Genomic DNA, 23,929 nt, shown 5'->3' on the forward strand with positions numbered 1-23,929 from the left:
AGGTACTAATTAAACTGTTCTAGAAATCGGATATCGTTTTCGTAAAAGGTGCGAATATCGTCAATCCCATACTTAAGGATGGCAATTCTTTCTACACCCATACCCCACGCAAATCCAGTATATTTTTCCGGATCAACTCCGGCCGCTTTAAATACATTTGGATCTACCATTCCTGATCCAAGGATTTCAAGCCATTTGCCTTCTTTTTCTGATCCCCACCAAATATCCAATTCAAGACTGGGTTCAGTAAAAGGAAAGAAGCCAGGCCTTAGTCTGTATTTGACATCACTACCATACATTAGTTTGATAAAGGTGATCAGAGTTTCTTTTAAATCAGCAACACTTACATTTTCATCTACATATAGTGCTTCAACCTGGTGAAACAAAAAATATGATTTAGGTGAAACGGCTTCGTTTCTATACACTCTGCCAGGCATAATTGATCGAATAGGAGGGGTGGTGTTCTCCATTAGTCTGATCTGCACTGGGGACGTGTGTGTTCTAAGGACTAAATCCATCATATCAGGATCATCACTCTTTCTTACAAAAAAAGTGTCCTGTTCATCTCGAGCCGGATGATTTGGTGGAAAATTCAAAGCTGTAAAATTATGGAAGTCATCTTCAACTTCCGGTCCATCCGCTATCGTAAATCCCAGCCTATAAAAGATATTCTTCATTTCATCCAGAGTCTTCGTTAATGGATGAAGAGAACCAATAGGGAATTCAGGAGCAGTAAGTGTCAAATCATCAGTTGCACTTATAGATTTGCTTTCGGAAGAAGTAAGAGATTCCTTAGCTGTGTCAAATCTTTGCTGAGCAAGCTGCTTTGCTTCATTCATTGCTTTTCCAAGAGCTGCTCGTTCTTCTTTAGGAGCAGAGCCAAGTTCTTTGAACATTGTTTGAACACGGCCATTTCTGGAAAGAAATTCTAAACGGAAGTTCTCCAGTTGTTCTTCGTTCTCGATGGCAAAGCTTTCAATTTCTTTTTTTAGTTGTTCAATCTTGTCAAGCATGTAAGTGAATGAGATTATTCAGGTGCAAAAATAAAAAAACCGGTAAACCTATTTGAATAAGATTTACCGGCTTATGAATAGCAAGTTTGCAATTACGCGCGGGCTTCCTTTACAATGGCAGCAAACGTTTCCGCGTCATGAACTGCTAAATCTGCCAAGACCTTACGGTTGATTTCCATATTCTTCTGGCTCATGGCATGCATAAGCTTTGAATAGGTAGTTCCGTTTAGTCTAGCTGCGGCGTTGATTCTAACAATCCATAATCTTCGGAAAACACGCTTGCGATTCTTTCTATCACGGTATTGGTACTGAAGACCTCTTTCTACCGCATTCTTCGCAATCGTGTAAACATTTTTTCGCTTGCCCCAGTAACCTTTCGCTTGATTTAAAATCTTCTTGCGACGGCGACGGGAAGCCACCAAATTTAGTGATCGTGGCATTTTGTCTAGATTATGTGATTAAAATTTATTTGGGATCATTTCCTTAACTCTTGCAACATCAGCTTCAGCTACGAGAGTGGATTGCCCCAACTTTCTTTTGGTTTTACTGCTCTTTTTAGTAAGAATGTGACGCTTAAAAGCTTTCTTACGTTTAATTTTACCAGAACCGGTAACCTTAAAACGTTTTTTAGCCCCACTATTACTTTTCATTTTAGGCATTATAAGTCCACTTGCTTTGTGAAAATTTAAAGACCAGAAAGATAGGCATTAATCAATGTCTAAGCAATGAATTTCGCTTATTTCATTGGTGATAAAATCATAATCATTCTACGGCCTTCGAGGTTGGGTTTAGATTCAATTTTTGAAACGTCTTCCAAACTCTTGGCTAACTTAAGTAATAAGAGCTCTCCTTTTTCGGTATAAAGCATATCCCGTCCTCTAAATTGAACCGATGCTTTAACTTTGTCACCACTTTCAAGAAACTCTCGGGCATGTCGGGTTTTAAATTCGAGATCATGGTCGTCTGTATTTGGACGGAATCGTAGTTCTTTAACCGTAACAGTATGCTGTTTCTTTTTAGCTTCCTTCTCTTTCTTCTTCTTTTCGTATTGATATTTTCCGTAGTCAATAACTTTACATACAGGAGGATTTGCATTGGGAGCGATCTCAACCAAATCCAGATTATATGACTCTGCTATCTGTAGAGCTCGGTCAGAGTTAGTTATTTCATGTCCTCCATCGGGCTTGATTACCCGTAACTGCATTGCTTTAATTTCATCATTCAATCGTGGCCTGTCTTCCTTGACAGGTCCTCTGAAATTTCTTCTTTTGATGGTTTTCCTCGTTCTTTAGTTTTCGTTTGGTAGTATCTTATTGTCTATTTCATGATTTAGGTTCGAAAGAAACTCAGAAAAATTGAAAGTTCCAATATCACCTTTCTTATGTCGGCGTACTGAAACAGATCCTGCTTCTTCTTCCTTTGAACCAATAATCAACATATAAGGGGTTTTTTCGGTTTCGGCATCCCTGATTTTAGCTCCGATCTGCTCACTTCGTTCGTCGACGGACACTCTTACATTTGAATCTTTAAGTTGTTGCGCGCATTGAAGAGCATATTCATTCTGAGTATCCGAAATGGGTAGTATTCTAACTTGCTCCGGAGATAACCAGACCGGGAAATCTCCGGCAAAATGTTCAATCAAAATGCTCGTAAATCTTTCCATTGATCCAAAAGGTGCTCTATGAATAATTACCGGGCGATGTTTTTCATTATCCGAACCTGTATAGCTTAAATCGAATCTTTCTGGCATTACATAGTCTACTTGAACCGTTCCGAGCTGCCATTTTCTGCCTATAGCGTCTCGGACAATGAAATCGAACTTAGGACCATAAAAAGCTGCTTCTCCAACACCGATGAAATAGTCGAGTTCCATTTCTTCGGCAACCTCCAGAATATTTTTCTCGGCCAGTTCCCACATTTCATCAGAGCCTGCATACTTCTCTTTATTCTTAGGATCTCTAAACGAAAGCCTTGTTTTAACAGGCATTCCAAAAGTCTTAAAAACCAGTTGAGTTAGATCAATAGCATTTTGAAGTTCAGACTTAAGCTGCTCTTCAGTGCAATAAATATGAGCATCATCCTGGGTAAAACCTCTAACTCTTGAAAGACCACTAAGCTCTCCGGATTGCTCATACCTATAAACAGATCCAAATTCAGCGAGACGAAGAGGTAGATCTCTGTATGACCTCATTTCAGAAGAGTAAATTCTGTGGTGGTGAGGACAATTCATAGGCTTGAGCATATACATCTCGTCCTCAACTTCAATAGGAGCGAATTGTGAATCGGAATAGTATGGATAATGTCCGGAAGTTTTATAAAGCTCAATATTCCCGATATGGGGAGTAATTACTTCTTTGTATCCTCTTTTTAAAAGCTCATCAGTTAAAAACCTTTCGAGAGTCCGTCTAAGAGTAGTTCCTTTTGGTTTCCAAACTGGAAGCCCTTGTCCTACCATTTTATCGAACATAAATAGGCCAAGCTCTTTTCCAAGCTTTCTATGATCTCTACGTTTTGCTTCTTCAACCTGGATTAGATACTCATCAAGCATTTTCTGCTTCGGGAAACTCACACCATAAATTCTGGTCAGCTGCTTACTATTTACATCTCCACGCCAATAAGCACCGGCCAGGTTTGTAAGCTTTATTGCTTTTACTACTCCGGTATTAGGAATGTGAGGCCCCTTACATAAATCGGTAAAGCTACCCTGGGTGTAAAAGGTAATATCACCATCTTCAAGACCTTCGATAAGGTCTACTTTATATTCATTTCCTTTTCTTTTATAAAAGGAGAGAGCTTCGTCTTTAGATATTTCTTTTCGATCGAAGGTAGATTTGTTTCTTGCTACTTCTAAAAACTTTTTCTCAATCTTGGATAAATCGTCTTGTGTTATTTGATGATCTCCAAAATCGATATCATAATAAAATCCAGTTTCGATAGGAGGGCCAATTCCAAACTTAGCTTCCGGGTAGAGTTCTTGAACTGCTTCAGCAAGTAAATGGGCAGAAGAATGCCAAAAAGTATATTGTCCGTCCTCTGAATCCCATGTATTAATTGAAATAGATGCGTCTTCTTTGATAGACCGATTTAAATCCCAAATCTCATCATTTACAGTAATACTAAGTGCTACTCGTGCAAGTCCTGATGAAATAGATTCTGCAATCTCTAATCCTGTTACCCCATAATCATATTCCCTTTTTGATCCGTCGGGAAGAGTTACAGTAATACTTTTGTGTGGCATTAAGCTTATAGAAAATTCGTTTTTTAAAGGCCTCAAAGATAGAAAAAATCAAAGTTATGCACATGACTTAACTGTTTTAATTTCATTGAAATAATTATTTGGGAAAAGAGATCAGAAGGCCTAATATTTAAAAGCAATGATATAATTTTATTAAAGTCTGGATGTCGCAAAAAGAAGACACTTTCTTTGGAACGCAATGTATGTTTGTATGCGACCAAATTTCTCTTGAGATACTTGATGTTAATGAGAACACAGTTCAGCGCTTAGGGCTGGGAAAAGAAGAGATTTTGGGCAAGAAACTTTTCGAACTGGGAAGTGAAGTTTCTTCGCTCTACCATAAATCATTTATGAATAAGTCACTATCGAATAAGATTTGGGAGTTTGATATAAATGGTTCGGGATCCCAGTTAGTCCAATTTTCCTCGCATCTAATAAACTATCAAGGGAGACCCTGTAAGCTTGTTGTAGCACACGACATCTCTCAGACTCCCTTTAATGTTCCAAAGGAGTCGCAGCTATCAAGCCCTGTTGAATTTATTGATTTTCCAATGGGCGAAATTGAATGGGATAGCAGTCATAAAATTTTGAGGTGGTCACCTAAGGCTGAGGAAATTTTTGGTTGGTCTCAGGAAGAAGCGATGAGACATCCGAGCCTATTAAAATCATTTGTACATCCCGAAGATTTAGTGATAATTCGAAAAGAATTTGCTCAAACGATAAAGGAGAAGATTAAAAGTAAATCGATCGTAAATCGGAATATTACTAAGTCTGGTAAAGTAATCTACTGTGAGTGGTATAACTCCTACTTATTTGACGATGATGGCAATCTGGTATCTATCTATTCATTGGTAATAGATATTACCGATAGAATAAAAGCATTGAATAAGGTTCAAAGAAGTATGCAGAGCTTTAGGGATTTATTTGATTCAATTAGCGATGCAATTTATTTGATTAATGATGAAGGAGTAATTGTAGGAGCTAATAAAGGAACTGAATTAACTTACGGATATAAAGTCAATGAATTAATTGGAGAGAATCATAAGATTCTGGGTGCTGTTGGGAAATTTGATCCTGCTCGGCTTGCGGAGATAAGTAAGAATAAAGGGGATAAAGGATCACAAAAACTGGATGGATGGGGCAAAAAGATTAATGGAGAGGTCTTTCCAACGGAACTTTTGGTAAGTAAAGGGATCTATTTTGAGCAAGAAGTGCTCATCATAATTGAAAGGGATATTTCTGACCGAAGACTTGCTGAGGAGGAGCTTAAGAAAAGAGAACATCTCCTCAACGATTTATTTAATACTTCACCACTCGGAATAGCACTTTTAAATAAGCACAACGAAATAATTGAAGTAAACAAAGGTTTTGAGGAACTATTTGGATACAGCGGAACAGAGATTGAAGGTCTGGAATTAGATCGCTTAATAGTACCTGAGCAAGATATTGTTGAAGCAAAAAAGCTTTCTAATACTCCGCGTGTGGAGGATTTGGTAACCAGAAGGAAATCAAAAGAGGGTGAGCTCATTGATGTAATTATTTATGCAGTTCCCATCATTATCGATGAAAAGATGATGTATAAATATGGGATCTATGTAGATATCAGTGATCGAAAGAAAACAGAAGAGCAGTTGCGTTCATCACTTAAAGAAAAGGAAGTACTACTTGCCGAAATTCATCATCGAGTAAAAAATAATCTTGCGGTTATAATGGGCTTACTTGAATTGCAGTCGTACTCTGTAAATAACGAGGACGCCAAAACCATTCTTCAGGAAAGCCAAATGAGAATCCAGTCGATCGCACTGGTTCACGAGAAACTTTATGATACCGACGACTTTTCCGAGATCAAGGTTGAAAACTACATAAAAGAGCTTGCCCAAACTGTTCAGCAAACTATTGGTAATCAATCGGTACCTGTACACATCCAGTTTGATATGGATGAGATTTACTTGCCTATTACACAAGCCATTCCTTGTGGGTTAATCCTCAATGAGGTACTTACCAATTCCTATAAACATGCCTTCATTGGTAAAGATGAGGGATGTATTCAGGTTGTATTTAAAAAGGAAGCGGACCACCTTCTTTTTATAATTAGGGATGATGGAATAGGTTTTGATATTGAAAGCTCCAAAAGAAGCAGATCTCTTGGAATGAAATTGATTAAAACACTAGCCGATCAATTGAGTGGAACCTTAGAAGTATCGACCAAAGAAGGAGCGGAATTTGCCTTCCGTTTCAAGAAAGAAGAGTAAGTGCGTTCTGGCAGATTCGAACTGCCGACCTCCACGATGTCAACGTGGCGCTCTAACCAACTGAGCTAAGAACGCAGAACCACAAGATAAAGAACCCTTGATAAATACATCAATCTTTCTTTTTAGGGAATAGATCAAATCAGTATCTTTGCGCTCCCAAAAATTTTGTTCATGATTAATCGTCGCCACGTTCGCGAAACTGTTCTTCAATCTATTTATGCCTTTCGACAAAGCGGAGATACGGCTCAGCATGTAGTTGATTCTATCATGAAAGAGCAAGTAGGTACCGAAAAAGAAGCACGTCGGTTCGCTGAGAAGCTTTTTTTTAACACTCTCGAAAATGAAAAAGAATTCAACGAGATTATTGAAGCCCATATTCAGAATTGGGATATCAATAGGCTCGCTATGATTGATCTTATTGTACTTAGGATGGCATTGTGCGAGTTTATTTATTTCGAAGAGATACCTACTAAGGTGACAATTAATGAGGCTATTGAGATAGTAAAAAAATATTCTACTGCAAAATCTGGTCGTTTCGTGAACGGAATTCTTGACGCTTCGCTTTTAGAACTCACAAAACAAAGTAAGATTAAAAAAACAGGTCGAGGATTGATCGACAGATCAACCACAAAATGAGTTCAACGCCATATGAAAAAGTAGCTATTGGAGATATCCATGGCTGCACAAAAACCCTAGATGCATTATTACAGCGCCTAGACAAGGTGTTTGGTAGCTCCCGAGAGTACATCTTCTTAGGAGACTATGTAGATAGAGGACCAGATTCGAAAGGAACAGTGCAAATGCTTCTTGATTTTTCAGAATCGCATCCTTGTGTGTTTCTAAGGGGAAATCATGATGCAATGTTCATGAATTCCTATTCAAAGAGGAATCTTCTTGACTGGTTTGACTATGGGGGAGATGCTACAATGGAATCTTATCAAAAAGGGGATACTGATATCAAAATCCCTACTCATCATCTTCAATTCTTTGCTGATACACAATTATATTATAATACACCAGACTGGTTATTTGTACATGGTGGTATGCCACCTCATCAAACGATAAGCGAAGCACTGGAAGATGAGACTCAATACAGTAGTTTTCTTTGGAGGAGAGATCATATTGCAGAGGAAGACAATATTTGGGAAAAAACCGTAGTTTTCGGGCATACACCAACCCGGGTTCCATATGTTGGAAAAAACATGATAGGGATTGATACAGGATGTGTATATCCACATTTTGGTAAGCTAACAGCATTGTTACTTCCCGAAATGGAATTTATTCAACAGCAGCGGCTGGACTTTTAACAATCAAGAAATTAATTAATGAGTTTAAAATGTGGCATCGTTGGTTTACCCAACGTTGGTAAATCGACCTTGTTTAACGCACTGAGTAATGCAGGTGCTGAATCTGCAAATTTTCCTTTTTGTACTATCGACCCAAACGTAGGACAGGTTTCTATTCCTGATTCCCGGTTATTAAATCTAGCTGAGATTGCCAGTTCGGTAAATGTAATTCCCACTACCATTGAATTTGTGGATATAGCAGGCCTGGTAAAGGGAGCTGCTGAAGGAAAGGGAAAAGGAAATGCTTTCTTGTCTCATATTCGAGAGGTTGATTTAGTGATTCACGTAGTTAGGTGTTTTGAAGACGACGATATTATTCATGTAGAAGGAGATGTTGACCCTGATCGTGATATAGCAATCATTGAATCAGAGCTTATTCTGAAAGACCTGGAAAGTGTTGAGAAGAGAGTAGAAAATCTAAAGAAACAGGCAAAGAGTGGTGATAAAGCTATAAAAAGCCAACTTGAAGTAGTTGATAAGCTTCGTGCTCATTTAGAGGATGGAAATACGGCTCGGACTTTTGAGGTTAGTGAGGAAGCGAGGCAAGCTTACAGAGATTTATTTTTGTTATCAGCTAAACCAGTTCTTTATGCATGTAATGTAGGAGAAACCGATTTAGAAACTGGTAATGAATTAGTGGAAGTAGTTAAGGGTGTTGCAGCAGAATTTGGTGATGAAGTAGTTATGTTCTGCGCCAAAATTGAAGCAGAAATAGCAGAGCTTGATGAAGAAGAGAAGGAGATGTTCCTTGAAGAATTGGGAGTTTCAAGTGCAGGCTTAGATCGCTTGATACATGCTGCCTACGCTGAATTGGGTTTGATTACCTACTTTACAGCAGGCCCTAAAGAAGCCCGGGCATGGACTATAAAAAAAGGAACAAAAGCACCTCAGGCTGCCGGGGTTATTCATACCGATTTCGAAAAAGGATTCATTCGCGCAGAGACTATTGCGTATGATGATTACATAGAATTAAATGGAGAGAAAGGAGCGAAAGAGGCAGGTAAAATGCGTCAGGAAGGGAAGGAGTATACTGTTGTTGACGGTGATGTAATGCACTTCCGGTTTAATGTTTAGCATCGATACCATCTCTTTTAGTCATCCTGAGCATACCTGCGAAGGATCTGGTTGAATTGAACCCGTTTAGATTCTTCGGCAGTAGCCTCAGAATGACCCTGAAACTAAACCTCTTTCTTCAGCTTCTGTTTATTGAAGTACAGAAACACCATCCATATAATGGTCAGTCCTCCAAAAATTCCAAGAAAAGTAAAGATTGCTGGATTAGGGTTTTCAACGGTACTTATGGATCCTGAATACGCTGCAATGATTGAATAGGGAAGAGTACCAATCAAATAGAATAGAAGGTATTTGAGGTAAGGCATTCTTGTAACACCAGCAAGGCAGGAGGTCACCTCCGGAAGCATTGGAGCTGCACGGCATAGCATTAATGAAAAAGGTCCAAATTGATGGAATAGTCGTTTCATTTCATCTAGCTGTTCCTGGTCTTTGCTGATGAAACGCAGCAATTTGTTGCCATGGAATCGGCTAATTACATAGCCAAGTGACCCTGCTCCAAGCATTCCAAGTGTAGAGTAGAATACTCCAAGTTCAAGGCCAAGAAAAAAACCTGATAGAATGGTTAACGAGAGCGTTGGAATTGCAATGAAAAGGTCTACTAACAAAAGGAGGACAATGATACTACCGACAATCCATGGAGATAACGTCATGGCTTGTTCTAGCCAGTACTTAATATCGTCGACAGATAGTACTCCCAGAACTTTAAACAGCAAAAGAGTAAAGGTGAAGAAGGCTCCGAGAAGGACAACGAATTTTATTAGTGCTTTCATACTTTAATCAAGTTCAGCCTTAACCAAAACTTTTCCCAAATTATTCCATTAAAAAGCAGCAGTTACGTAGGCTTTAAAAGAATAGAAATCACCGTTAAAATTATCCTGCTCGGCAAAAGCTACTTTTAGAAGTACATTTCTATCAAGCTTATATCCAACCAAGGCAGTGAACCTGGTCACATCGTAATCCCACATAAAATCTCCTCCTTGTGTTGGAGAGTTTGCAGTAGGATAATAAAGTTGATCGGCTCTTAGGGCGAAATAACCTCCTGTAAAGAAGGGGGGCTCATATCGAATATCAATGTTTGCAGCTATGTTTGAGAGATCAAATTCTTCTAATCCGCCACTAGTTTTTTCTATAAAGCCATCTTCATTCGTATATCCTGGTACTAACCATTTAGAATAGGTGACCTCAGAAACAATTTCGAAGTAGGTAAACCCAAGTTGAAAATCAAAGCCAAGGGCAGTTTGGGTAAATTTGCTGAAATCATGATCATAGCTTAGTGTGTCTGCCGAGGCTTGATGCATAAAACTTCCATGAGATGCCGATAAGCCAAAAGTAAGATAGGCGTTCGGAGAATGAGTCCAGCGTAACATACCGGCTAGTGTGTTAATAGGAGAAGCATCGTAGCCAGTTGGAGATTCATTGGTAAGGGCAAACTTGAAGGTACTTTTCTGATTTTCTACTCCATAAACAAGTCCGGTTGTGTACCCTCCGTAAAAGAGAGTATTAACCCCATAATCACGATCGCTGGTTGGGATATCGCTATCGTAATATTTGCCCCGAGTTCCTTTCCACCAACCTCTTTCCCTGGAAATGAAAAGGCTGTAAGAATAGGATAAGGGGTAATCGATGAATGTTCGATCTATTTGTAGTTGACGGCTAGGATAAAACCCAAATGGAAGGATGATCTTACCACCAGAGATAAAATAATTCTTATCAGTCGGACTATAGGTAACGTTAGCTAATTCCAGTTTAGGAACTCCTAATTTACCAGTAAGAAATGTGCTGATTTTAACCCGTGCTTCTGTATAGAAATTTTCAGAAAGAGGAGCGAAGAGTAGCAAATTAAATTCTTCTGCGGTGGCATGTAAGTGAGTAAATTCTTCAGGGATTCCATTCACAAAAAAACCTGATTCATTTCCACCTGCTTTTATCGCAACGTCAACGCTTCCATTAATCTGCACTTGAGAAAATCCAAGTGTCGGAATGAGTGATATTAGTAATACAGAAAAAACTTTATTCATAAAGTACCTCAACGGTTTCAATCGGGTTGGTAAATCCTTTCAAAGATTTAGGCTCTACATCTTTGAAGTTAAATTCTCTTGTAAGTCCATGCTCTTCTATTTTCATCTTAGGTAACAGGATCTGTCCCGATTCTGCAGCGGAACAAAGGCGGGCACAAAGGTTAACTTCAGGGCCAATTACGGTATAATCCATCCGTTCACTTGCTCCCATATTTCCAAGTACCATACTTCCAAAATTCACGCCAATACCCAATCCCTTAAAGAAAGAGGAGAGTGTTTCATCTTTGTAGAAATCTTTCTGCATGGTCAGCGATGCTTTTATAGCACATTTAAGAGCGTCCTCTCCACTAAATAAAGCGATGATTGAGTCTCCAACAAATTTATCAATAGATCCTCCGTAAGCTGTTACAGCATCGGCTTGAGAGGTAAGGGTTTTATTGAGGTTTTGAATGAAGTCTTCAGGATCCGTTTTTTCAATTTTCGCTGTTGATCCACGAATATCTGTAAACAGAATTGCTAATTCTTGCCGGCTTCCTCCAAGTTCTAATCTCCCATCTGATGTTTTATTAATCATCTCGAGAGTGTGCGTGCCTACATAATTTTGTAATGCAAAACGTTCTTTAAGCCCAACCGTCATCTCATTGAAACGGTTTGCCATAAAGCCTATTTCATCTTTTGTTTTGGATTGCACGGTCACATCGAACTTTCCTTCTGAGACTTCTGCCATAGCCTCACTTAGATTTTTTATAGGAGATGTAAAGAGATTCCCCAAAAAGATGGAGAGCAAGATGATTATAAGAAAAGCTACAAGAGCAATTATTAAAACGTTCTCTTGTAGAAGTTGGAGGGAAGAGAATTCCATTGCTACAGGAACAGTAGCGATGAAGAATGCATTTTCTCCGGTTCCAAGAGGTGAAACGGCCAAAAGCATTTCTGTGTCATTAACATCCGTTTGTAGGGTAGAAGAAAGAACAAGATTCGAAGTGACTGAATCTACCAGTTCAGGATAACTAAGAAGGAAAGGCCAGAAATGTTCACTCCGAAAACTACTATCAGAAGTAGCAATCAAATCTTGCTCAAGAAAAAGTGAGATATCTATTTCAGTATTTAATTTTAGTTCTTCCGCTTCGGTATCAGTGAATTTGGCCCCAAAAGTAAGGGTGCCAATTACTATATCTTCAACATTAAGAATGGGGACTGAAACTACTTGGTATAGCTCGTTCTCAAATGCCCAGATTGAAGGCCATTCTGGGTTGTATTCTGGATAGTATCCTTCAAGGGCTTCAGAAACATATTCCAGGCTACTCAGGTTTGTACCATGCAAATCCTGTCTTCTAAACCAACCTAATGTATTTCCTATATCATCAGTAACAATGATTAGATCTGTCTCAGCGAAATTGGAGAACTCTAGAACATTAAAATAAACATTGCTTTCATCCTTGAGTTCAACATTCGTTTTAAGTGAGGAATTTTCTGCTACTAAAATAGCTGATTCGATGAGGCGCTTATACTTGGAATCTTGCTGTATTTTAAAAACTTCCTGAAGATTACTGAAGTCAGATATTACCTCTTCACGAATGGTTTTAGAAGAGATCGTATTGATTGCAATTAAAACGGTAGCGAGTACAGCAATGGTAAGTAATGAGAGAAGGAGAAAGAGTTTGAGCCGGATTGGAAAACCTATTTTCATAAGAGTGATTATGAAAATTCCAGAACTATACTTTTAGATTCACTAACAGATACTGTTATTTCCTGTATCAACAGGCTAAACCTGGGATGATATGCTCTTATTTCATACTCACCCGGAGGAAGGTTATCCAGTTGAAATGTACCATCATCGTTAGCCCTGGTGAAATAGGGTGTATCCAGACTCAGAACAATCGCATTCATTTGTGAATGAATATCACAATAGATACTTATAGGACCAATACCTTCTACTCTCCAATTGAGTTCTGGGACAACTTTACTGTATACATCTCCTTTAGGACGACGACCAATGTTGAATCTTGCACCGGGAGTAAGGCTAAAGACATTATGAAAAAAAGGATCATCATTGACAAACTGAACAGTAGATCCAACGGTAACTGCTGTAACTCTGGGAATAAATACTGCATCTTTCTGGATAACTTGAGCAGGTTCTTCAAGTGGAGTTGTTTCTACTGTAAATGATATCGGATGTGCACTAATAATTACATCGCTGAAGTTACTTGAGCTATTTGAGGATTCATCAGTTGAGGAGTCACCAGAGGTTCTGTTTCTGTAGGTTCGTCCTCTAAACCTGTTATTAGAAGCTTTTTGGATAGCAGGCAACACAATAGTACCTGAGACGGTAGCATCATTTTGATCTATTTGCTCAACAGGAGCTAATCTGCTATCAGTGTCAATGTCAGAAGTGGGAGACAAAACCATCAGCCCTAATAGAAAAACAAGTGTCCTCATAAATTGAATTTCGAATGAGTTTTTTGTGGTCTAAAGAAAATAAATATGAACAGTTTTAAAAACTCTATTTCGCATAAATCATTGTTGTATCAGAAGGAACATTCCAGGGGTCAACACGATCATATACTACCCATGCTTCTCGAAAGCGTCTCTTGAGGAGGTTTGAATAGTAAATAGCTCGGTCTCGGTCATGAAAATTGCCGACGTGAACTTTATAGTAAGGGGTCTTGAAAAAAGTATAGGTTTCAGCCTGGTAGCCTACAATAGTAGTATCCGACCATGCTCGAAAAATGGAAGCTATTGTATCAGCCATGGCTACATTTCTCCCAGAATAAAGCTGAACCCGGTATCCTTCAAATAGATTTTTCTGGTCTTTATTCTCTTCTTCTACTTTGATGCGGGCATATTCATCAGGGATTGGGTTACTCTTGTTCTGATAAGTATCAGAAAGAGTACTTCTGTAGCTATCAAGATAGGAGCCAGTAGATGGGTTAGTAACCGGAGGTTCTATCGGATTGGTTGTATTAACTGTTCCAGAATCAGCGGTTTCATTAGTTTCAATTACAGGCTGAGTTCCTGAACATGCATAAATAAGAAAAATTGAAACTGCTAAGAGAACTCGAGACATATTAAAACCCAATAGGGTGCCAGGTTGTTTTCGTTTCCTGAAAATCGGTGATAAAATATGGGCTCTGAGCTTCGCTTGAATACCAGTCAGAAGTTATCTTTTTGACAACTCTTTTCAGATTTTCGGTAGACTGCTCATCAATCATTTTAATCATTTCAGGGGTTAGTGTATCTGTATAAATGATAGCATTTACATCCATATGACCACTGAAATGTTCCGCAAGTTCTTCTTTTTTTCCTGTCAGGATATTTACAACCCCACCTGGAACATCCGATGCATTTAACACTTCTGCAAAAAGAATGGAAGTAGTTGGGTAAGGTTCAGATGCAAGTGCTACACACGTGTTACCACCCGCTATAGCAGGAGCAATTAATGAGACTAATCCTAGAAGGGGAGATTGATCCGGAGCTAATATTGCAACCACTCCAGTAGGATCTAGCAAACTAAAGTTGAAATGAGCACTTGCAACCGGATTTACAGAGCCAAATACCTGCTGATATTTATCCGTCCATCCCGCATAATATATGAGTCGGTCGATAGATGCATTAACATCTGCTTCCGCTTCAGCGGCAGAAAAACCAATGGTAGAAAGTTGCTTCTCAAATTCAGCTCTCCTGCTTTCGAGCATTTCAGCAATTCTGTAGAGGATTTGCCCGCGATTGTATGCATTTCTTGATTTCCATCCCGAAAAAGCTCCCCGGGCACTTTTAACAGCATCCCTAACATCCTTTCGGCTGCAAAGGCATGCATTAGCCAGTAATTCTTTTTCGCTATCAAAAACCTTGTAATACCTTCCAGATTCAGTTCTTGGGAAGTTCCCGTTTACATAGATTTTGTAAGTTTTTAATACTTCTAAATGTTCACTCATGGCCAATTATCATTTTAGAGTTAAATAAGCGGATAATCCATGCAAACCGCCTTCTCTTCCAATTCCACTTTCTTTATATCCACCAAAGGGTGAGGTTGGATCAAATTTGTTGTATGTATTTGCCCAAACAACACCAGAACGTAGCCCTGAGCCAACCTTAAATACTTTTGATCCTTTATCAGTCCAGACCCCGCCAGCCAGTCCATAAGGAGTGTTATTGGCTTTCTGTATAGCTTCGTCAGCAGTTCTAAACGTTTGAACGGTAAGAACAGGGCCAAAAATTTCTTCCTGAACCACCCGTTTACTTTGTGATACATTAGTAAGGAGGGTAGGGCGAATGAAAAAACCGGTGTCCGGGATGGAGCATTTGCTTTGATATACATCAGCTCCCTCATCTAAACCAATCTCTAAGAATGAGTTAATAGTGTCATATTGTTGACCGGAATTGATGGCTCCAATATCAGTATTCTTATCAAGTGGGTCGCCAACGATGAGTGTTTCCATCCGGTCTTTTAGCTTTCCAATTAGCTCATTAGCTACTCCTTCCTGAACAAGAAGCCGTGACCCTGCGCAGCATACATGTCCCTGATTAAAGAAGATGGCATTGATAATACCTTCTACCGCCTGATCTATGGCGGCATCTTCGAAAATGATTAGAGCACCTTTTCCACCTAATTCAAGGGTGAATTTCTTGTCTGTTCCTGCAATAGATCTTTGTATCAGTTTTCCAACAGCAGTAGAGCCGGTAAAAGCAATCTTGTCAATATCCTCATGATTCACCATTTCAGCGCCTGTTTGGCCTGCTCCTGTAATAATATTTACTACTCCATCAGGTAAACCGGAATCCTTAATTAATTCTGCAAATTTTAATGCAGTTAAAGAGGTAGTCTCAGCTGGTTTGAGAACGACGGTGTTTCCACATGCCAACGCTGGAGCAATTTTCCAGGCCAGCATAAGTAAAGGAAAGTTCCATGGTATGATTTGTCCACATACGCCAATAGGTTCAGGGGTTTTGCCTGGAAATGCATACTCAAGTTTATCAGCCCATCCTGCGTAATAAAAGAAGTGAGCAGCAGCAAGAGGAACATCTACATCTCTGGACTCTCGAATAGGCTTACCTCCGTCCATACTTTCTAATACTGCAAATTCCCGTGCTCTCTCTTGGAGCATCCGGGCGATACGATATAGATATTTCCCCCTGGTTTTCGGTGCCAGTGAGCTCCATTCACCTTTAAATGCTTTCCGAGCTGCTTTTACTGCACTATTTACATCACTTTGGGTAGCTTCTGCAAACTCAGTGATGACTTCTTTATTTGCAGGATTAATCGTCGGGAAATATCTGTCTTTGGATGGTTTAACAAATTTACCACCAATAAATAGTTCATAGCGATCTTTAATCTCAACATGGCTGGTACTCTCAGGAGCAGGAGCATATTCCCAAACTGAGGCGAAATCGAGTTTCGAGTTTGGAGAAGTGGGTTTGAAAGGGGTTTCTTTAGTCTCTGTTGTTTGTGACATATCGGTCAGTTTTAATCCACTGAAAAATAGTCCGGACTTTGATATCGTCCGGTTTCCTGTTTTACGATTTGCATAAGCACATCGTTGGCAAGTGAGCTGGCTCCAAATCGGAAGTATTCATTATTTAACCAGGCTGCTCCAAGTGTTTCTTTTACAAGTACAAGGTATTGTAATGCTTGTTTTGCAGTTCTAATTCCTCCTGCAGGCTTCATTCCAATCATTTTTCCTGTTCGATTGTAAAAATCACGGATCGCTTCCAGCATTACTAACGTAACGGGTTGTGTAGCTGCGGGGCTTATTTTACCAGTAGATGTTTTAATAAAATCAGCACCAGCATCCATTGAGATATCGCTCGCCTTTCTCACATTTTCATAGGTATGAAGTTCTCCGGTTTCCAGAATCACCTTTAAATGGGCTTCTCCACAAGCTTCTTTCACAGCAGCAACTTCATCAAATACCTTGTTGTACTCACCTGATAAAAAAGCTCCACGGCTTATTACCATATCAACCTCATCTGCACCTTCGTCTACTGCAAATTTAGTATCATCAATTCTTACCGAGAGAGGGGCCATCCCACTTGGAAAAGCAGTAGCAACACTAGCTACATTAATTCCTGTACCTTTCACTTGTTCTTTTGCAATTCGAACCATTGTAGGATAAACACAAACTGCAGCTACTTTTGGGAGATCCGGAAGCGGGGCGTACGGTAGTTTAGCTTTTTGACATAATTGGATGACTTTTCCTTCGGAATCTTTTCCCTCCAGTGTAGTCAAATCCATCATGCTAAGCGCCATTTTTAATCCACTTAACTTAGCATCTTTTTTGATACTCCTTTTATTAAGCCTGGAAACACGTTCTTCGATACCAACGTGATCTATGGGTTTTGTGATAGTATAGTCTGATCTGTTCATTCTATTACAAACATTAAGTGAATTCTATGCAGAAATATCAGGGGCAAAGGTACGAAAACTATAGAAAGCATATTAACCAAACATCCAGGAGCTTTAACATATAAATCGGAATACTGGCACTAATACTTCTTTTTCCTTTAATTCAATGGCTACCAATACGATAGTATTGGCGCTAAATTATTAACTAATAGGAATAAACATGGAAATGGATATTAACTATTTGGCAGTGGTTGTATCAGCTTTAGTGGGATTTGTTGTTGGTTTCCCATGGTATGGGCCTGTTTTCGGGAAGGCCTGGATGGAGCTTGTCGGAATGACTGAAGAAAAAGTTCAACAGGGAAATATGGCTAAGATATTTGGACTGTCATTTATCTTTCAATTAATAATGGCTTATTGCCTGGCGATGTTTTTGAATGACCCTACTATTGACGCTGCAATGGGAGCGTTTTATGGATTCTTAACAGGCTTTGGCTGGATATTCTTTGTATTTGCTACTTCATATTTATATGAACAAAAACCATTCAAGCTTACCTTAATTAATGGCGGGTACTGGACAGTAGTGTTCACAATTATGGGGCTTATACTCGGAGCCTGGAAATAATCTTTTCAAGTTTCTTATAAGTGGGAGCTAAAGCCCGCTTAATTAAATTGAAATGAATAAGCTACAAAAACACAGAATCAATGAGGTTTTAGTGTTTTTGTGGCTAAGTAATAATCAGCTTACCTCAACAAATTGATCACACTATGTGATTAAGATTCATGTTTTACAAGTTGATTATATGTTTTTTTCCCTCTGGCAAAAAATTTCCAAACGAGAAATACATTACTCAAAGCTTTTTGTGCACCCTTTATTGGGTTAGCTTTTCTTTTTTGTTGTGCTAAAGGCAATCTTATCCAAAAGTGAAGATGAGCTTTAAGTATTGCAGTAAATTCATCCATTCGAAAAGTCAATAGAGAGCGAAGTACCGCTACCCAGTCGAGGAGTAATCGGATTGGGAACCTGACCAGCAGTGCTCCAAAAGGAAGGTTTTTCCAAAGCATATAAAGGCTGTTTCTGAAATTAAAGTACACCTTTCTATATGATCCCATGGGAAGTGAACCTCCGCCAAGATGATAAATAGTACTCTTAGGAGTATAAATAATCGTGTGTCCCTGATTCAATGCTCTCCAACATAAATCGATTTCCTCCATATGGAATTCAAAGTCTTCATCGAAACCGCCCAAAGACTCAAAACAATCTTTCTTTATTGCTAAAGCCGCTCCTGATGCCCAGGTAATTGGAGCAATTGAATCGTATTGTCCTTCATCTTTTTCAGTAACATCAAGGATCCTTCCTCTGCAGAACGGGTAACCCAGCCAATCAAGATATCCACCTGCAGCTCCGGCATATTCGAAATATTCTTTCTGAGAATAGGATTTAATTTTTGGTTGAATGATAGAAGGAGAAGAAGCGTGACTGAACCCATCTTCAAGTCCGGTAAGCCACTCAGAATCTACTTCTACATCATTATTAAGGAAAACGAGTACTTCTTTCTCTGCATATGGAACAGCCCTATTATTTCCCCCTGTGTACCCATAGTTAAGATCGAATGAGGCAATTTTTACAGAGGGGTAATGTTCTCTAACCCATTCAATGGATTCATCTGTAGATGCATTGTCTGCCAGAATGATTTCAAAATTACCATAGTTTGTTTCTACTACTGATGGCAGGAAGCGCTTTAAGTGATCTAAACCATTCCAGGTAACGATGATTATGCTAAATCCTAACAATGAATGAAATTAAAGATGTGTATGTTGAACGCAGGTATAGAAGAAGTCAGTAAAAAACCTTTTATTTGCGAGCTATTTAACCCGGCAATGATGATAACGAATTTATGATCAAAATAGGGCTTATTTCGGATACACATAATTACCTGGACCCTCAGGTATTCGATTACTTTAAAGATTGCGATGAAATATGGCATGCAGGAGATTTTGGCACTATTGAGATAGCTGACAAATTGAAGCAAATAGCTCCTGTATTAGGTGTGTATGGGAATATTGACGGGAAAGACATCAGAGATGAATATCCGCTCCATCAACGATTTGAAAGAAACGGCATAGACTTTTGGATGACTCATATTGGAGGAATTCCTGGAAGATATTGCATTCCAATTCGAAAGGAGATAGAAGAGAAAACACCGGATGTCTTTATTTGTGGGCATTCGCACATTTTGAAAATAGCAAGAGATCAAAGCTTAAATAAAATGTTGTATATAAACCCTGGGGCAGCAGGCAAGCAAGGTTTTCAGGAATACAGAACTTTAATTCGATTCAATATTGGAGATGGAAACATATCCGATGTAGAAGTAATTAATCTGGGCAGGCAAGGAGTTGCTCAGACTTCATAGCGATCAATCAATTCTACTGCATTAAATGCAGATTGCACAACTAAAGGAATTCCTCCTCCTGGGTGTGTTGAACCTCCAACGAAGTAAAGCTTATCAATGTGTCTGGATTTATTCCGAGGCCGCACAAATGCGGAAAATTTACTATTTGAAGAAGTACCATAAATACTTCCTTTATTGGATAGATACAGGTGATAAAAATCCTCAGGGGTAATGCTTTCCTGAACTACAATCGCATCGGATAATCCATCAAGACCTCTTTGTTCAAGCCCTTGGATTACTTTTTTCGAGTAAGCCTGAACATGGTTTTCCCACGAGTAATATTCTGATAAATAGGGAGCATTAACAAGGACAAAAAGGTTTGAACCACCTTCAGGCGCATGAGCGGGATCTGAAAAAGAGGTATTAGCTATATAAATCGTAGGGTCGTCTGGCATCACCTTTTCTTTGAATATCTGATGGAATTCATGCTCATAATTCTTACTAAAGAAAATATTATGGTGAACCAGCTGATCATATTGTTTATCTATTCCCAGAAGAAGTACAAAGCCTGAACAGGAGGGTTCAATTTTACTGGCTTTTTCCTTTTTCCTTTTTGGGAAATGATCATCTCCAATGAGATTAAGGATGGTTTCGGTGGAGTCGCTATTTGCGATGACTATATCCGAATGGAAATATTTTTCTTGTGACCGAACTCCTTTCGTTTGGCTTTTTTCAATTACTATTTCTTCGACCGGCGAATTAAAGTGAAACTGAACTCCAAGTTTTAATGCCAGTTCTTCCAGAACAACAGTAAGGCGATACATTCCTCCTTTTATATAATAGCCACCTTGATTAAGCTCTACATGTGGTATAACATTTAATGTAGCCGGAGCCTGGAATGGAGAAGAACCGTTATAGGTGGTGAATCTCTTGAAGAACATCCGCAGATACTCTGATTGAAAAGCTTTATCTACTGATTTACTTACGGTAGTAAAAGCATCTATACCAAAAAAGGAGGGAACATTAAGATTTTTGACATCCGAAAAATCAAAGAGAGGATTTCTGATAAAAGCTGTGTCCGTTTTTGTGTAAAGTGTACTACAGTAATTCAAAAACGGAGGGTAGGCTTTAGCATCCTCAGGAGCAAACTTAGCTATTTCTCTTATGGTTGCTTCTTTGTCTTCAAAACAATCGAAACTGACTCCATCCTGATAATTGTACCTGCAAATAGGTTCTAAAGGAGTAAGATTAAGATGATCTGAAAGTCTTTCTCCCGTCAGCTCAAATAACTTTTCCAGAATATCCTTCATGGTAAGTAAGCTTGGACCAGTGTCAAAATGGAAGCCTTGTTTTTCAAAGATATTTAGCTTTCCACCAGCTCCACTGTTTTTTTCAAAAACAGATACCTGGTTTCCTTTTGCAGCGAGCAAGCACGCTGTTGCAAGTCCTCCAATTCCGGCACCGATTATAGAAACTCTCATTTTTTGAATTTGTGTGGTCTAATTGATTTGAGCTTGAAACAAGAAATGTTCTTTAAATGCTAAATAGTAATGAGGGTTATTAGTTATTGGCTATTGACTAAAATAACCAATAACCAAAGAGAGTCTGTTTAGGTGCTTTCCAACGTTTCTTATCTCAAACTCAAGGTAATTACTGTTATCTTGTATTATGATCTCGGAGCTTTCCAACCCAAAAGTAATTCAATTCATTCAAGAACATCTCGATTCTGATCCTGTTGAACTGGTACTGAAGGCTAAAAACTACCCGGAAATACCTGTAAAGGCAGTTGCTGCACAAATAGCTTCAAGAAAGAAAATAGTATCCAAACTACCAGAATGGTATAGTAACCCCCAAATAATTTTTCCACCTAAGGAAAATCTTGAACAGGCTTCTTCTGAAAAAACAGCAAAGTTTAAATCAAGATGGGTATCAGGTAATAGTTTACTGGATTTGACGGGGGGAAGCGGAGTAGATAGTTATTATTTAAGTCAACGTTTTTCGGATACAACCTATGTCGAGCCTGATTACCAACTATTTGAATTAGCCGAACATAATTTTAATACGCTTAATACATCTATTCTTTGCATCAATGATAGTGCGGAGTCTTTCCTGGAGTCACCTTCAAAGAAATACGATGTAATTTATCTGGATCCTTCCCGACGAAACAATAAGAGCAAAAAAGTATTCGGAATAGAAGAATATCAACCTAATGCTATCGAGCTTTTTGACGTGTTGCTTAAAAAAGGAAAAACTCTTTTGATTAAAGCATCACCCATGCTTGATATAAAATCTACATTAGTAAAGATGCCAGGCACATCAAAAGTTCAAGTAGTAGCAGTAAGCAATGAAGTAAAAGAAATACTGTTCTTCATTGACAAAGGTTTTTCAGGCAAAACTCAAATTGAAGCCTGGAATTTAAACAAAGACAATGAAGAGCTTTTTTCTTTCACTCATGAAGATGAAATAAGATCAAAATCAAATTACCATGCTCCCCTTACATTCATTTATGAGCCAAATTCTTCTATAAGAAAAGCCGGAGCTTTCAATCTAATAGGCGAGAAATTTAAGTTATACAAACTCCATCCGAATACTCACCTCTATACCTCAGATGAAATAATTGAAGGCTTCCCAGGCAAAGTTTTTAGAATAAAAAACATCGTGAAGCCGAATAAAAAAGAGGTTCTTAAACTAGTGCCGGATAAAAAAATTAATGTGATTTCTAAGAACTACGCACTTGGAGCGAACGAGCTAAAGAAAAATTACCAGATGAAAGACGGGGGAGAAGAGTTTTTGATTTTTTGTGAATGCATTCAGATTGGTAAGATCTGTATGCATTGCGAAAAGCTATAGGTTGGTTTTGAGCTTAAGTTTGGCCACTGCTTCCACATGATAGGTTTGTGGAAACATATCTACAGGTTGGACTTCCAGGACATCATAGACTTCTGAAAGGATTTTTAAGTCGCGAGCCATGGTACTGCTATCACAACTCACGTACACTATTCGGGGTACTTTTAAGTCGCAAAGCCTGCTAACTACATCCGGATGCATACCAGCTCTAGGAGGGTCAGTAATTAGTACGTCAGGAGCTCCGAACTCTGAGACTATTTCCTCGGTAAATACATCTTTCATATCTCCTTTAATAAAGGAAACATTCTCAACTTTATTTTCTTTCGCATTGAATCGAGCGTTTTCGACAGCTACTTCGACAAGCTCTATTCCAAGTACTTTACTGGCCTTTTTGCTCATGTACAGACTTAATGTTCCAACACCGCAATACAGATCATAGACAACATCTCCTTCTTGTAACTCAGCAAACTCAAGTGCTACATTATAAAGTTTTTCTGCTTGTGCTGTGTTTGTTTGAAAGAAAGCATTTGGATGAATCTTGAACTCGAAGTCACCAATTTTGTCTCTGATAAAACCCTGACCATGAATTACCCGCTCAATTCTTCCTATTGAAGTAGGAGAGGGAGTATCATTAATGTTATTAACAATAGTGGTGATTACCGGGAATTTCTCTAGCAGGGCATCAGAAAGAGCTTCTATGAGTTCCTGGTTGTGCTCAAAAGTAACCAGGTTAACCATGAAATCTTCGGTATAAAAGGAATTACGAATCATTACATGGCGAAGAAATCCTGTTTTTTGAAAAGTATTATATGGAGCTATTCCATTAGTGATACAGTAGCCTCTAATGAAGTCGAGGATTTCAAATGATTCCTTTTGTTGGAGATGACATTCATTAAGGTTTAGAATCTTATCGAATCTACCCGGAGCGTGTAAACCAGCAAAAAAACCAGAATCATCAACAAAATCGTCGCTTCTGATTTCTTCTTCTGTAAGCCAGCGCCTGTCACTCACACTGTATTCCATCTTATTGCGATAGTACAGTTCATTATCCGATTTAATTGCAGTATGAACGGGAGTATCAAGGTTGCCAATCCTTCGGATATGATCGGTTACTTGTTGGGTTTTATAATCGAGTTGTTTGGCATAGGGGACATGTTGCCAACTGCATCCTCCACAAACATTGGCATGAGAACAAAGTGGGGTGATTCTATCTGGGCTTGGATCAAGTATTTCAAGGAGCTTTGCTTCCCTAAAGTTTTTCTTTCTTTTTATGATCCGCGCTTTAACGAAATCACCGGGCATGGTTCCTGAAACGAATACAGCCATGCCGTCAATTTTTCCGATTCCTTTTCCTTTAAAAGCTGCCCCTTCAATCTTAAGGGTAATTTCCTCTCCCTTTTTTAAAGCCATT

General features: G+C 38.8%; 23 protein-coding genes and 1 tRNA gene. 7 read left to right on the forward strand and 17 right to left on the reverse strand.

Annotated features, from left to right (window positions below):
- Positions 1-5: 5 nt before the first annotated feature.
- The 5 genes from ED557_00335 to thrS form a co-directional block, all read right to left on the reverse strand.
- Positions 6-1,013: a phenylalanine--tRNA ligase subunit alpha gene (locus ED557_00335; protein ID RNC85259.1), complete on the reverse strand. Its 1,008-nt coding sequence runs from the start codon at positions 1,011-1,013 to the stop codon at positions 6-8.
- Between the two features lie 92 nt (positions 1,014-1,105).
- Positions 1,106-1,453: a 50S ribosomal protein L20 gene (locus ED557_00340; GenBank protein ID RNC85260.1), complete on the reverse strand. Its 348-nt coding sequence runs from the start codon at positions 1,451-1,453 to the stop codon at positions 1,106-1,108.
- An 18-nt stretch (positions 1,454-1,471) separates the two neighbouring features.
- The gene (locus ED557_00345; protein ID RNC85261.1) at positions 1,472-1,672 is read right to left on the reverse strand and encodes a 50S ribosomal protein L35; all 201 of its coding nucleotides are present in this window, start codon (positions 1,670-1,672) and stop codon (positions 1,472-1,474) included.
- 77 nt (positions 1,673-1,749) lie between these two features.
- On the reverse strand, positions 1,750-2,286 hold the full coding sequence (locus ED557_00350; GenBank protein RNC85262.1) for a translation initiation factor IF-3: 537 nt from the start codon (positions 2,284-2,286) through the stop codon (positions 1,750-1,752).
- Positions 2,287-2,301: 15 nt separating this feature from the next.
- Positions 2,302-4,251, reverse strand: a complete 1,950-nt coding sequence (thrS, locus tag ED557_00355) for a threonine--tRNA ligase (protein RNC85263.1) — start codon at positions 4,249-4,251, stop codon at positions 2,302-2,304.
- A gap of 161 nt (positions 4,252-4,412) precedes the next feature.
- Between thrS and ED557_00360 the strand changes: the two genes are divergently transcribed.
- On the forward strand, positions 4,413-6,500 hold the full coding sequence (locus tag ED557_00360) for a PAS domain S-box protein (GenBank protein RNC85264.1): 2,088 nt from the start codon (positions 4,413-4,415) through the stop codon (positions 6,498-6,500).
- 1 nt (position 6,501) lies between these two features.
- Here the strand turns inward: ED557_00360 and ED557_00365 are convergent.
- A tRNA-Val gene (locus ED557_00365) sits at positions 6,502-6,575 on the reverse strand.
- Between the two features lie 96 nt (positions 6,576-6,671).
- On the opposite strand from ED557_00365, the gene nusB reads away from it, so the two are divergent.
- The 3 genes from nusB to ychF are packed head-to-tail and all read left to right on the forward strand — an operon-like array spanning position 6,672 to position 8,920.
- Complete coding sequence (nusB, locus tag ED557_00370) at positions 6,672-7,136, forward strand: transcription antitermination factor NusB (GenBank protein ID RNC85265.1); 465 nt, start codon at positions 6,672-6,674, stop codon at positions 7,134-7,136.
- Positions 7,133-7,807: a serine/threonine protein phosphatase gene (locus ED557_00375; GenBank protein ID RNC85266.1), complete on the forward strand. Its 675-nt coding sequence runs from the start codon at positions 7,133-7,135 to the stop codon at positions 7,805-7,807. Before nusB ends, ED557_00375 begins: the two co-directional genes overlap by 4 nt.
- A gap of 18 nt (positions 7,808-7,825) precedes the next feature.
- Positions 7,826-8,920 (forward strand): redox-regulated ATPase YchF, encoded by a 1,095-nt coding sequence (gene ychF, locus ED557_00380; GenBank protein RNC85267.1) that lies wholly within the window; start codon positions 7,826-7,828, stop codon positions 8,918-8,920.
- A gap of 104 nt (positions 8,921-9,024) precedes the next feature.
- Here ychF and ED557_00385 read toward each other — a convergent pair whose 3' ends face one another.
- The 8 genes from ED557_00385 to deoC all read right to left on the reverse strand — a co-directional run bounded on the left by ED557_00385 (position 9,025) and on the right by deoC (position 17,302).
- Positions 9,025-9,690, reverse strand: a complete 666-nt coding sequence (locus tag ED557_00385) for a DedA family protein (protein RNC85268.1) — start codon at positions 9,688-9,690, stop codon at positions 9,025-9,027.
- A 48-nt stretch (positions 9,691-9,738) separates the two neighbouring features.
- Positions 9,739-10,938 carry a hypothetical protein gene (locus ED557_00390; GenBank protein RNC85269.1) on the reverse strand — a complete coding sequence of 400 codons (1,200 nt, stop codon included), beginning with the start codon at positions 10,936-10,938 and terminating at the stop codon, positions 9,739-9,741.
- Positions 10,931-12,628, reverse strand: coding sequence for a HAMP domain-containing protein (locus tag ED557_00395; protein RNC85270.1), 1,698 nt, complete (start codon positions 12,626-12,628; stop codon positions 10,931-10,933). Before ED557_00395 ends, ED557_00390 begins: the two co-directional genes overlap by 8 nt.
- Positions 12,629-12,636: 8 nt before the next feature.
- Positions 12,637-13,377 carry a hypothetical protein gene (locus ED557_00400; protein RNC85271.1) on the reverse strand — a complete coding sequence of 247 codons (741 nt, stop codon included), beginning with the start codon at positions 13,375-13,377 and terminating at the stop codon, positions 12,637-12,639.
- Between the two features lie 64 nt (positions 13,378-13,441).
- Positions 13,442-14,005, reverse strand: coding sequence for an SPOR domain-containing protein (locus tag ED557_00405; protein RNC85272.1), 564 nt, complete (start codon positions 14,003-14,005; stop codon positions 13,442-13,444).
- Between the two features lies 1 nt (position 14,006).
- Positions 14,007-14,873, reverse strand: a complete 867-nt coding sequence (locus tag ED557_00410; GenBank protein RNC85273.1) for an aldehyde dehydrogenase family protein — start codon at positions 14,871-14,873, stop codon at positions 14,007-14,009.
- Positions 14,874-14,882: 9 nt separating this feature from the next.
- Entirely contained in the window at positions 14,883-16,391 is a 1,509-nt protein-coding gene (locus tag ED557_00415; GenBank protein RNC85274.1) for an aldehyde dehydrogenase family protein, read from the reverse strand.
- Positions 16,392-16,402: 11 nt separating this feature from the next.
- Positions 16,403-17,302 carry a deoxyribose-phosphate aldolase gene (deoC, locus tag ED557_00420; protein ID RNC85275.1) on the reverse strand — a complete coding sequence of 300 codons (900 nt, stop codon included), beginning with the start codon at positions 17,300-17,302 and terminating at the stop codon, positions 16,403-16,405.
- A gap of 205 nt (positions 17,303-17,507) precedes the next feature.
- Here deoC and ED557_00425 point away from each other — a divergent pair, with 205 nt between their 5' ends.
- Positions 17,508-17,903: a DUF1761 domain-containing protein gene (locus ED557_00425; GenBank protein ID RNC86123.1), complete on the forward strand. Its 396-nt coding sequence runs from the start codon at positions 17,508-17,510 to the stop codon at positions 17,901-17,903.
- Positions 17,904-18,052: 149 nt separating this feature from the next.
- Here the strand turns inward: ED557_00425 and ED557_00430 are convergent, their stop codons facing one another.
- Positions 18,053-19,072: a glycosyltransferase family 2 protein gene (locus ED557_00430; GenBank protein ID RNC85276.1), complete on the reverse strand. Its 1,020-nt coding sequence runs from the start codon at positions 19,070-19,072 to the stop codon at positions 18,053-18,055.
- A gap of 104 nt (positions 19,073-19,176) precedes the next feature.
- Between ED557_00430 and ED557_00435 the strand changes: the two genes are divergently transcribed.
- Complete coding sequence (locus ED557_00435) at positions 19,177-19,692, forward strand: metallophosphoesterase (GenBank protein RNC85277.1); 516 nt, start codon at positions 19,177-19,179, stop codon at positions 19,690-19,692.
- Here ED557_00435 and crtI read toward each other — a convergent pair.
- Positions 19,680-21,152, reverse strand: coding sequence for a phytoene desaturase (gene crtI, locus ED557_00440; GenBank protein RNC85278.1), 1,473 nt, complete (start codon positions 21,150-21,152; stop codon positions 19,680-19,682). The two genes, ED557_00435 and crtI, sit on opposite strands and share 13 nt — an antisense overlap.
- A gap of 187 nt (positions 21,153-21,339) precedes the next feature.
- On the opposite strand from crtI, the gene ED557_00445 reads away from it, so the two are divergent.
- Complete coding sequence (locus tag ED557_00445) at positions 21,340-22,521, forward strand: class I SAM-dependent methyltransferase (GenBank protein RNC85279.1); 1,182 nt, start codon at positions 21,340-21,342, stop codon at positions 22,519-22,521.
- On the opposite strand, the gene rlmD is transcribed toward ED557_00445, so the two are convergent.
- On the reverse strand, positions 22,516-23,928 hold the full coding sequence (gene rlmD / locus ED557_00450) for a 23S rRNA (uracil(1939)-C(5))-methyltransferase RlmD (protein RNC85280.1): 1,413 nt from the start codon (positions 23,926-23,928) through the stop codon (positions 22,516-22,518). The two genes, ED557_00445 and rlmD, sit on opposite strands and share 6 nt — an antisense overlap.
- Position 23,929 lies beyond the last annotated feature (1 nt).

The sequence above is a fragment of the Balneola sp. genome (assembly GCA_003712055.1).
In the GTDB taxonomy this organism is placed as follows: Bacteria; Bacteroidota; Rhodothermia; order Balneolales; family Balneolaceae; genus RHLJ01.